At 62.5% G+C, this 9,938-nt stretch carries 11 protein-coding genes; 2 read left to right on the top strand and 9 right to left on the bottom strand.

Annotated elements, in window-relative coordinates:
- The 4 genes from AB5Y53_RS20530 to AB5Y53_RS20515 all read right to left on the bottom strand — a co-directional run.
- Positions 1–169, bottom strand: a 169-nt coding sequence (locus tag AB5Y53_RS20530; RefSeq protein WP_368183155.1) for an FMN-binding negative transcriptional regulator, incomplete at its 3' end; no start/stop codon positions are given.
- Positions 170–404: 235 nt separating this feature from the next.
- On the bottom strand, positions 405–929 hold the full coding sequence (locus tag AB5Y53_RS20525; protein ID WP_368183081.1) for a DUF4865 family protein: 525 nt from the start codon (positions 927–929) through the stop codon (positions 405–407).
- Positions 926–1,318: a tautomerase family protein gene (locus AB5Y53_RS20520; protein WP_368183080.1), complete on the bottom strand. Its 393-nt coding sequence runs from the start codon at positions 1,316–1,318 to the stop codon at positions 926–928. Before AB5Y53_RS20520 ends, AB5Y53_RS20525 begins: the two co-directional genes overlap by 4 nt.
- On the bottom strand, positions 1,309–1,635 hold the full coding sequence (locus AB5Y53_RS20515) for a carboxymuconolactone decarboxylase family protein (RefSeq protein ID WP_010675684.1): 327 nt from the start codon (positions 1,633–1,635) through the stop codon (positions 1,309–1,311). Before AB5Y53_RS20515 ends, AB5Y53_RS20520 begins: the two co-directional genes overlap by 10 nt.
- 96 nt (positions 1,636–1,731) lie before the next feature.
- On the opposite strand from AB5Y53_RS20515, the gene AB5Y53_RS20510 reads away from it, so the two are divergent.
- Positions 1,732–2,625 (top strand): LysR substrate-binding domain-containing protein, encoded by an 894-nt coding sequence (locus AB5Y53_RS20510; RefSeq protein ID WP_368183078.1) that lies wholly within the window; start codon positions 1,732–1,734, stop codon positions 2,623–2,625.
- Positions 2,626–2,730: 105 nt separating this feature from the next.
- On the opposite strand, the gene argH is transcribed toward AB5Y53_RS20510, so the two are convergent.
- From argH to argC, 5 genes are all read right to left on the bottom strand, one after another.
- Entirely contained in the window at positions 2,731–4,116 is a 1,386-nt protein-coding gene (gene argH, locus AB5Y53_RS20505; RefSeq protein WP_368183075.1) for an argininosuccinate lyase, read from the bottom strand.
- A gap of 202 nt (positions 4,117–4,318) precedes the next feature.
- The gene (locus AB5Y53_RS20500) at positions 4,319–5,554 is read right to left on the bottom strand and encodes an argininosuccinate synthase (RefSeq protein ID WP_010675687.1); all 1,236 of its coding nucleotides are present in this window, start codon (positions 5,552–5,554) and stop codon (positions 4,319–4,321) included.
- Between the two features lie 56 nt (positions 5,555–5,610).
- Complete coding sequence (locus AB5Y53_RS20495) at positions 5,611–6,528, bottom strand: ornithine carbamoyltransferase (protein WP_010675688.1); 918 nt, start codon at positions 6,526–6,528, stop codon at positions 5,611–5,613.
- Positions 6,529–6,553: 25 nt separating this feature from the next.
- On the bottom strand, positions 6,554–7,333 hold the full coding sequence (gene argB, locus AB5Y53_RS20490) for an acetylglutamate kinase (protein WP_368183073.1): 780 nt from the start codon (positions 7,331–7,333) through the stop codon (positions 6,554–6,556).
- 23 nt (positions 7,334–7,356) lie between these two features.
- Positions 7,357–8,364, bottom strand: coding sequence for an N-acetyl-gamma-glutamyl-phosphate reductase (gene argC / locus AB5Y53_RS20485; protein ID WP_368183072.1), 1,008 nt, complete (start codon positions 8,362–8,364; stop codon positions 7,357–7,359).
- Between the two features lie 261 nt (positions 8,365–8,625).
- Here argC and argE point away from each other — a divergent pair, with 261 nt between their 5' ends.
- The gene (gene argE, locus AB5Y53_RS20480; RefSeq protein WP_368183071.1) at positions 8,626–9,771 is read left to right on the top strand and encodes an acetylornithine deacetylase; all 1,146 of its coding nucleotides are present in this window, start codon (positions 8,626–8,628) and stop codon (positions 9,769–9,771) included.
- The last annotated feature ends 167 nt before the right edge of the window (positions 9,772–9,938 follow it).

Below are 9,938 nucleotides of genomic sequence, written 5' to 3'. Positions count from 1 at the left end.
GGGCCCGCAACACCCCGTGGGCCCCCTGCGCCCCATCGAACTCGAACGGCAGGTGGTTGGCATCCAGCCCCCCTTCACCACAGGTGATCAGGGCCCCCAGGGGGGGCGCCTGCATCAGCTGGTGCAGCGCCTCGGGGTCGGTAACGGCGAAATGGGGTGGCAGGTACATGGGAACTCCTTGATCCGGTTGACGCGTCCATACGCATTGCAGCGGGATCATGCCCTGCCCGGCGCGGGCCGTCACCCTGAATGTGCCCCACTGAGCCAGTTCATTGCCGCGGGTGAACGCAATTCCACATCATCATCCACAAGCGAGACATAACACCCTATGTTCACGATGCAAATATCACTTTCACAGCCCAAGTGAATGGGAAAATAACATCAATGACAAATATAATTCCGCTTTACACCCCTCCCCCCTTCGCCAGATAGCCGATACGGTAGATCTCGCCTCCGCCAGGCAAGGGCGATGAGAGGGACGAGAGAAAATCCGCCTCCAGCCATTCCCATCGGGTGAGATCCCAGCCGCTCACCATGGCCTCGCCGTGCAGGTCGGCCAGCTGGTCGTGGGAAGCGACCTTGGTGCGCCGCAGCCTGGCCATGCAAGCCCCGTCGAGGGAGGCCGGATCCGGCGCCCGCAGCAGATGCCAGGTCTCGATGCGGGGCCAACCGAAATGCCGGGTGAGCGCCGCGAATCCCTCGCTTGCCAGGAATCGGTGCATCGCCTCGGCGCTGTGCCACACATAGAAGGGGGCATAGCGGTTCTCCTGCCCCGGCAGGGCTCCATCGTCCTGACGGCTGTAGAGATAGGCCTTGAACAACAGACCGGGAAAGCCGTCCAGTCTGGCGCCATTGCTGGCGATCCGCTGCTCGATCAGCTCCATGTCGTAGTCTGCGGGCAGGGTGAATCGGTAGTGCATGGCGATCATGAGGCCACCTCTTGTCTGAACATCCGGCCCTTACCGAAACTCCACGCCTCGGCATCGGTCTGCTGGATCACCACCATGAGGTTGTCGGGGTGGATCCCAAGCTCGGCCTCAAGGCGCTCGGCGAGACGTGCATAAAGCCGCTCCCTGGTCGCGGTGCTGCGCACCTTGCCCGCCAGGATCTGGAAGAGGATGAAACCTTGGTCCCGGCGGCCAGTCTGGTAATGGGGGTCATAGATGAGCGCACTGGCAGGCAAGATCTCGAGGATCTGGAATTTATCCTCCGGCGGCACCTCGAACACCTCCACCAGGGTCTGGTGGTAGAGGGCGCTGAGTTGCTGCAGGTGTGCGTCGCTCATCCCCTCGCACAGGGTGATACGGGTCAGCGGCATGGGGTCACCTCCTCGCGGGGGGGCAGATAGCCCACGGCCGTCACTGCGGCGGGCAAACCGGCGTAGAAGGCAAGATGGGTGAACAGCTCTTCCAGCTCATCCCGGGACAGGCCGTTTTGCCGGGCGAATGCAATATGCCAGGGCAGTTGTTGCACCCGGCCCAGTGACGCCAGGATGGCCAGGGTGATCAGGCTGCGCTCGCGGGCCGAGAGGGTGGGGCGCTGCCAGATATCGCCAAACAGCGTCTCTTCCGCCAGTCGGGCGAGTCGGGGGGCAAGCTGCGCCAGGGTGGCGCGATCGGGAACATCGGGTGTCATGACAATCTCCTTGGTGGATGAAGCCACTCTCCCTCACTGCTACAATTTAAAAAATCGAAATATTCAAGACCAATCATCCCGATTATAAGGATAGTTATGTCACCCCTTCCCCCCAGCCTGGATCTCGATGCCCTGCGCAGCTACGTGCTGGGGCTGGAGTGCGGCAGCTTTGCGCTGGCGGCGCAGCGGCTGTGCCGCTCCACCTCGGCGGTCAGCGCCCAGTTGAAAAAACTCGAACAACAGTGCGGCACCGATCTGGTCATGAAGCAGGGACGTCACCTGGTGCCGACGGCCAGCGGTGAGCGCCTGCTGGGCTACGCCAAGCGGCTGCTGGAGCTCAATGACGAAGCCGTGCTCGCCCTCAAAGGGGAACTGCTGCAAGGGGAGATCCGGCTCGGGGTGCAGGAGGACTTCGGCGAATCTTTGCTCCCCGCCGTGCTGGGGCCCCTCTGTCGTCAGCACCCGGCCCTGCGCATGACGACCCGCATCGATCGCAACGGGGCCCTGGTGCAGGGGATCAGGGAAGGCACCCTCGACATGGCTCTCGCCTGGCAGCCACAGGGAGAGCGGGAGGATCTTCCCCTCATCGAGGTGGTGCAACTGGCCTGGATTGCCCACCCCGAGTGGGACCTCGCCCCTTTGCTCGCGCGCGGGGAGCCCCTGCCCCTGGTGCTCTTCGATGCCCCCTGCCTGATGCGGGCGCGGGCCATCCGCGCCCTCGACGATGCCGGGATCCCCTGGCGGATCGCCTTCACCAGCCAGAGCCTGGGCGGGATCTGGGCCGCCGTGCAGGCCGGGCTAGGGATCACGGTGCGTTCCCCCATCGGCATGCCGGCCAGTCTCGCCACCCTCGGCGGCGTGCTGCCCTCACCGGGCACCCTGGGGGTGGTGCTGCTCGCCGCCAGCCATGAAACCGACGAGGCCAGACGCCAGTTGCAACGACTGCTTACGGACGCCGTGCATCATGCCAGCGCCGGACACAGGGGCTGAACAGCGCCTGGTCAACGCGCCCCACGGCGCCGAGGCGTACCCATAAAAAACGGCAACCCTGGGGTTGCCGTTCTGCCTTCTAATTCCCATGGCGAGCCGGTTGGCTTAACCCGCCCGCTTGCTCAGCCAGGCTTCGGCGGCGGTGAGGGCTGCCTCTATCTGCTCGCGAGCGACGCCTCCCTTGGCAACCCGCTTGGCCAGAGTCGCTTCCAGCTCCAGGTTCGGGTAAACATCCTCCCCCACCACGGGGCTGAAGCGCTGGAACTCGGGGAGGGAGAGTTCTTCCAAGGGCTTTTTCACCTGGATCGCATAGACCACGGTCTCGCCGACGATATGGTGCGCCTCGCGGAACGGAATGCCCTTGGCCACCAGATAGTCCGCCAGCTCGGTGGCGTTGGCGTAACCGCCCTGGGCCGCCGCCTTGGTGCGCTCGCCATTGACCTTCAGATCGATCAGCACCAGCGCCGCCATGTCGAGGCAGTCGTGCCAGGTGTCGAGGGCATCGAACAGCCCCTCTTTGTCTTCCTGCATGTCCTTGTTGTAGGCCAGCGGCAACGCCTTGAGGCTCATCAACATACCCATCTGGGCGCCGACCACCCGGCCGGTCTTGCCACGAATGAGCTCCAGCGCGTCCGGGTTCTTCTTCTGGGGCATCAGGGACGAGCCGGAGGTGACGGCGTCAGACAGCTCGACAAAGCCCGCCTCGCCGGTGTTGTAGAAGATGAGGTCTTCGGCAAACCGCGACAGGTGGGTCATGGACAGCGACGCGACATGCATCAGCTCCACCACGTGATCCCGGTCGGACACCGAATCCAGGCTGTTGCGGGTCGCGCCGCTAAAGCCCATGTCGAGCGCCAAGGCTTCGCGGTCGATGGCATAGGCGGTGCCTGCCAGGGCGCCGCAGCCGAGGGGGCTGGTGTCGAGCCGCGTCAGCGCATCCTGCAGGCGGGAGTAGTCCCGCTCCAGCATCTCCACATAGGCCAGGGCCCAGTGGGCGTAAGTGACCGGCTGGGCCCGCTGCAGGTGGGTGTAACCCGGCAGTACCGCGGCCTGGTTGGCACGGGCGGAGGCCACCAGCCCCTGTTGCAGGGCGGTGATGGAGCCGAGCAGCAGCTCGCCCTGTGCCTTGCACCAGAGTTTGAGGTCAGTGGCGACCTGATCGTTGCGCGAGCGACCGGTGTGCAGCTTCTTGCCAAGGGCGCCGACGGCGTCGATGAGCTGGCTCTCGACCCAGGAGTGGATGTCTTCGGCGTCCGAGCTGAGGATCTGCTGGGGATCCTGCTGCACGGAGGCGAGCAGTACCTCCATCGCCTGCTGCAACTGAGCCTGTTCACCCTCGGTCAACACCCCCACCTTGACCAGCGCTTTGGCCCAGGCCATGGAGCCTTGAATATCCTGCTCCGCCAGACGGTAGTCGAACCGCAGCGAATCGTTGAACTGCTTGAACCGGCTATCGGCTCCCTGACTGAAGCGTCCACCCCAAAGTGCCATACTGCTCTCCTTGAATGCGTTGTCGGCGGCGCCTTGCGCCGTCGAACTTGAAATCTTGCCCTGTTTTTCTGCGAGCCTGTTATCTCACAGAAGCGGCCAGGGCGCAGCCGCTCTTGTCACACCCGATGAGGATGGCAAAGGGCCTCTCTGCCTGTAAAAGAGGGGGCCATGCCCCCTCGAATCAACGGGTGATAGCGCTTGCTTAGCCGTGGGTATGGTCGCCACCGATGGCTTGATGCTGCTCTTTCATGGCGCGGATCCGGCTCGCCAGGGTGTAGAGACGGATGAAGCCTTCGGCATGGCTCTGGTCGTACACTTCGTCGGCACCGAAGGTGGCGAAGTCTTCGGAGTAGAGGCTGTTCGGCGACTTCTTCTGCACCGCGGTGACCTGACCCTTGTACATCTTCAGCACCACTTCACCGTCGAGCTCCTCGGCGATGGCATTGGCGGAGGCGACAATGGCCTTGCACAGTGGGGTGAACCAGCGACCGTCATACACCAGGTGGGAGAACTCGGCACCCAGCTTTTCCCGCCAGGCGCGGGTCGGTCTGTCCAGTACCAGCTCTTCCACGGCGCGCAGTGCGGCAACCATCACGGTACCACCCGGGGTCTCGTAGCAGCCACGGGACTTCATGCCCACCATCCGGTTCTCGGTGATGTCGATCCGGCCCACGCCGTGCTTGCCGGCACGCTCGTTCAGGGTGGTCAGGATCTGGTGCGGGCTGAGCGGCTGATCGTCAACTGCGACCACTTCGCCCTTGGCCACGGTCAGCTTGACGTATTCCGGCTCGTTCGGGGCATCCTCTGCAGAGACGGTCCACTGCCAGACGGCTTCGGACGGCTCGTTCCAGGTGCTCTCCAGCTCGCCACCCTCGGTGGAGATGTGCCAGGCGTTGGCGTCACGGCTGTAGATCTTCTTCAGGGTCGCCTTGCAGGGGATGTTGCGGGCTTCCAGATAGGCCAGCAGATCTTCCCGAGAACGCATGTCCCACAACCGCCAGGGGGCGATCACTTTCAGTTGGGGCGCCAGGGCAGCTACCGCACCTTCGAACCGCACCTGGTCGTTGCCCTTGCCGGTGCAACCGTGGGAGATGGCATCAGCCCCTTCCGCCAGGGCAGCCTCGACCATGGCCTTGGCGATCACCGGACGGGCCATGGAGGTACCCAGCAGGTAGGTGCCTTCATAGACGGCGCCGGTCTTCAGGGTCGGGTAGACGTACTCTTTGACGAACTCTTCCCGCAGATCCTTGACGATGCACTTGACCGCGCCGGAGGCGATGGCCTTCTGCTCGATCCCTTCCAGATCGTCACGCTCCTGGCCCACGTCGGCGACGAAGGCGATGATTTCAGCGTCATAGTGCTCCTTCAGCCAGGGAATGATGGCCGAGGTATCCAGTCCGCCCGAGTAAGCCAGTACGATCTTGTTGATTCCGCTCATTTACTTCTCTCCGTGATGATTCGATAAAAAGGGGTGATTCCGGGTCGGTTGCCGGATTACTTCTGGCCCTGTCCGAACAGGGTCAGCAGCACGGCGTTCTGGATATGCATCCGGTTTTCTGCCTCATCCATGATGAGGGAGGCTGGGCCGTCCATGACCTCCGAGGTGATCTCCAGCTCCCGGTGGGCCGGCTGGCAGTGCAGCACGTGCTGGATGCCGGTCCGATCGAGCAGGGCCTGGTTGATCTGATAAGGCATGAAGATATCTTTTACCTGCTCCATTGGTGTGTTGTCACCCATGGAAACCCAGGTATCGGTATAAACCACGTCAAAGCCTTCGATATCCGCGACATCATCGCTGATATGTATGGTCGCGCCAGATTGAGCTGCCAGCGCCTGGGCCTGCAGGAAGATCTGGGTATCCGGGCCATGGCCTTTCGGGCAGACCAGGGTCACATCGGTACCGAGGGTCGCCCCCAGCAGCAGCAGGGAGTGGCTCACGTTGTTGCCATCGCCGAGATAGGCCAGCTTCACCTTGGACAGATCGCTGTAGTGCTCGCTGATGGTCATGAAATCCGCCAGCCCCTGGCAGGGGTGGTAGAGGTTGCACAGGCTGTTGACCACAGGCACCGAGCCGAACTCGGCCAGCTCGACCAGGGTCTGGTGATCGAACACCCGGGCGACGATGGCGTCACACCAGCGGGACAGGTTGCTGGCGAAATCCTTCACCGACTCCCGCTTGCCGAGCGCCCCGTTCTGCTGATCCAGATAGACGCTGTGACCACCCAGTTTGGCGATGCCGATGTCGAAGGTGACCCGGGTACGCAGGGAGGGCTTCTCGAACAGGGTGACCACGCTCTTGCCCGCCAGGGCCTGGCTGTATTTCTTCGGATCGGCCTTGACCGCCTTGCCAAGCGCCAGCAGCGCCTCGATCTGGGCCTTGCTTAAATCACTGTCTTTCAGAAGATGTTGCATCGGATTGTCCTTTTCCCGGTGGAGATCAGAGGGTGACCTGGGTGCCAACAGCGCCGCCAGCCAGCAGCTTGAGCAGCTGATCCGGGTAGCGCCAGCTGGCGACACAGACCGGCTTGCCCAGGGTTTCGGCGGCGTGCAGGGCGGCTTTCACCTTGACGGCCATGCCGTCCGTGATAACTCCCTTCTCCATCAGGTCCAGCGCGCTCTGCTTGTCCAGTTGCGGCACCAGCTTGCCCTTGCCATCCAGAATGCCGCTCACATCCGACAGCATTACCAGATCGGCGCCCAGCGCTTCGGCGATGGCGGTGGCCGCCTGATCCGCATTGACGTTCATCATCTGTCCGTCGGCGGTGATGCCGATGGAGCTCACCACCGGCAGGAAGCCCTGCCCCAGGATGCCGGCCACCAGCGCCGGGTTGCCCGGTTTGCAGTCACCGACCGCACCGAGATCCGGATCGAGCTGGGTCACCTGGCACAGACCGCCGTCGGCGAGGCACAGACCCACAGCAGGAATGCCGGTGGAGATGGCCTTGGCCATCATCATCTTGTTGGCGGTCCCGGCCAGGGCACCGGCAATCACGGGGATCTGCTCGAACGGGGTCACCCGCAGGCCGTTCTTCTTGGTGGAGGCCATGCCCAGCCCCTTGAGCAGGTCGTCCACCAGGCAGCCACCACCGTGCACCAGCACCAGAGGACGGTGCTGATCATCCAGGAAGGTCTTCAGGGTGGCGAACAGGGCGGTCAGGGCCTCGTCGTTCTCGATCAGGGCACCACCCAACTTGATTACCAGCGTCTGCTTGTCCATCTTCTCGATCCTTTCTTAAAGCGTTAAATCAGGCCGGTGGCCGGTTCAAAACCAAACTTGATATTTATGCACTGCATGGCTTGCGAGGCGGCCCCCTTGAGCAGGTTGTCGATGGCAGAAACCACCACCAGCATGTTGCCCTGCTGCTGCCAGGCGATGTCGCAGTAGGGCGTGCTCGCCACGCCGCGGATGGAGGGCATCTGGCCGGTGAGGCGTACCAGCGGCTTGCCTTCGTAGGCCTTGAGGTAGGCCTGATCCACCTGGGTCGGCGTCACCCCTTCCGCCAGTTGCACATAGATGGTGGCCAGGATGCCCCGCACATAGTTGCCGAGGTGGGGCTGGAACAGCACCTCCTTGCCAAGGTGGTGGCTGATCTCCGGCTGGTGCCTGTGATTGAAGGTGCCGTAGGGATTGAGGCTCACTTCGCAGAAACTGGTGTTGATGGCGGCCTTGCGACCGGCCCCGGAGACGCCGGAAACCGCATTGATGATGGGCTGCCACCCCTGGGCAATCAGCCCGGCCTGTTGCAGCGGCTTGAGGGCGCACAGGGAGGCGGTCGGGTAGCATCCCGGCACGGCAATCAGCTGGGCGGCCTTGACGGCATCGGCATTCCACTCGGCCAGACCGTAGGCGGCCTGCTCCAGCCACTGCTCATTCTCGTGGGTGAAGCCGTAGAAGGAGGAGTAGAACTGCTGATCGTTGACCCGGAAGGCACCGGAGAGATCGAACACCGGCAACCCCTTGGCCAGGAACTTGGGCGCGAGTTCCGCACTCACCTCGTGAGCAGTGGCCAGCACTACCAGATCGGCCTGGGTCAGGATCCGGGTCATGCCGTCATCGTCCAGGGGCAGCAGCGGCTGATCCAGCTTGCCCACCCATTGGGGATGCAGGGAAGAGAAACGTTTGTGGGCGTCCTGGCTGCCGGCGGAAACATAGAGGCCGAACAGCTCGAGTTGTGGATGGTTCTGGACCAGAGCGGCCAGTTCGGCCCCCGCGTAGCCACTGGCACCGACGATAACGGTCTTAAGCATGTTTGAGTATTCCAAGTCTGGGTTCGAAATTCACAGCATGGTGCTGCGGTGCAAGGGGTCAGCTATCGCCCCTTTGATGCAACGAGTGCGGAGGGGCAATTCAGGCGGATATGCGTCGTCGGTTACAGATCAGGTGACAGAACATTAACTTTCCCTTACAACTAGAGGCCTTGTCGATGAGCACTCGAACAGAATATTCATGCACTCACTTTGCATTTGTATTTTCTAACAGAAACACTCCGGGGACGCAAGGAGGAGCTGATGGCCAAACTGGATTTTTTTTCACTTTATAAGAATATTATTGCGATTCCCTCTATCAGCAGCACGGATACTCGCTGGGATCAGAGCAACGAGGCGGTGATCCGGCTGCTGGCCGACTGGTTCGGTCAGCTCGGATTCCAGTGCGAGGTGACGGCCCTGCCGGATCTGCCGGGCAAGTTCAACCTGGTGGCGACCTATGGTACGGGAGAAGGGGGGCTGCTGCTGGCGGGCCACACGGATACGGTTCCCTTCGATGAAGGAGCCTGGACCAAAGACCCCTTCAAGGTGACCGAAGAGGGCAACCGCCTGTACGGGCTCGGCACCATCGACATGAAGGGCTTCTTCGCCTTTATCGTGGAAGCGCTCAAGGAAGTCGACCTCAAGACCCTGAGCAAGCCGCTGCGCATCCTGGCCACCGCCGATGAAGAGACCACCATGGCCGGGGCCCGCGCCATCGCCGCCGCAGCCGAACTCAAACCCGACTACGCGGTGATCGGCGAACCCACCGGGCTGGTGCCCGTGGTGGCCCACAAGGGCCACATGTCGGAAGCCATTCGCATCACAGGCCGAAGCGGCCACAGTTCGGATCCCGCCAACGGCGTCAATGCCATGGAGATCATGCACAAGGCCATGGGTCAGGTGCTCAGGCTCCAGCAGGATCTGAAGGAGAAGTACGCGGATCACCGCTTCGCCGTGCCCCAGCCCACCCTGAACCTCGGCTACATCCAGGGGGGCGACAGCCCGAACCGCATCTGCGGCTGCTGCGAGCTGCACATCGACATGAGGCCCACCCCGCAGGTGGGTCCCGACGAGCTGATGGGCATGCTGAAAGAGGCGCTCTCCCCCATCGAGATCCACCAGCCCGGCTGCCTGCACCTGCAGCACCTGCACGAACCCATTCCGGCCTATGCCTGCCAGGATGATTCCGAGCTGGTGCGGGAGGCGGAAAAGGCGAGCGGCCGGACCGCCGAGTCCGTGAACTATTGCACCGAAGCCCCCTTTATCCAGCAGCTGGGTTGCGAGACCATAGTGATGGGCCCAGGCCATATCACCCAGGCCCACCAGCCCGATGAATACCTGGATCTGTCGTTCGTCAAACCGACCACGGCGGTGCTGCAGCACCTGATCCGGCGCTTCTGCGTCTAGCCAAATAGGGATGTAAGTAAGTTACATGACAGGCGCCTTGGGACAGGTGAGGGAAATACATGTTCTGAATCGGCTTGTTATTTGACCTTGCGCAGACAATCTGGGTAGATTGTCCCCCTAAGATGACGGAGCATATGTTGTAATCGCACAACAATAAGTGAGGTCGC

The organism is Aeromonas sp. R7-5 (genome assembly GCF_040908015.1).
Lineage (GTDB): Bacteria > Pseudomonadota > Gammaproteobacteria > Enterobacterales > Aeromonadaceae > Aeromonas > Aeromonas caviae.
This window is presented reverse-complemented; position numbering and strand designations above follow the sequence as displayed.

Bases quoted from the DNA above. Each gene is read 5' to 3' on its own strand.
- AB5Y53_RS20520 (WP_368183080.1), bottom strand. From the start codon at position 1,318: ATGCCGCTGACCCGTATCACCCTGTGCGAGGGGATGAGCGACGCACAC.
- AB5Y53_RS20495 (WP_010675688.1), bottom strand. From the start codon at position 6,528: ATGCAACATCTTCTGAAAGACAGTGATTTAAGCAAGGCCCAGATCGAG.
- argE (WP_368183071.1), top strand. From the start codon at position 8,626: ATGGCCAAACTGGATTTTTTTTCACTTTATAAGAATATTATTGCGATT.
- argB (WP_368183073.1), bottom strand. From the start codon at position 7,333: ATGGACAAGCAGACGCTGGTAATCAAGTTGGGTGGTGCCCTGATCGAG.
- argH (WP_368183075.1), bottom strand. From the start codon at position 4,116: ATGGCACTTTGGGGTGGACGCTTCAGTCAGGGAGCCGATAGCCGGTTC.
- AB5Y53_RS20500 (WP_010675687.1), bottom strand. From the start codon at position 5,554: ATGAGCGGAATCAACAAGATCGTACTGGCTTACTCGGGCGGACTGGAT.
- AB5Y53_RS20515 (WP_010675684.1), bottom strand. From the start codon at position 1,635: ATGACACCCGATGTTCCCGATCGCGCCACCCTGGCGCAGCTTGCCCCC.
- AB5Y53_RS20510 (WP_368183078.1), top strand. From the start codon at position 1,732: ATGTCACCCCTTCCCCCCAGCCTGGATCTCGATGCCCTGCGCAGCTAC.
- AB5Y53_RS20525 (WP_368183081.1), bottom strand. From the start codon at position 929: ATGATCGCCATGCACTACCGATTCACCCTGCCCGCAGACTACGACATG.
- argC (WP_368183072.1), bottom strand. From the start codon at position 8,364: ATGCTTAAGACCGTTATCGTCGGTGCCAGTGGCTACGCGGGGGCCGAA.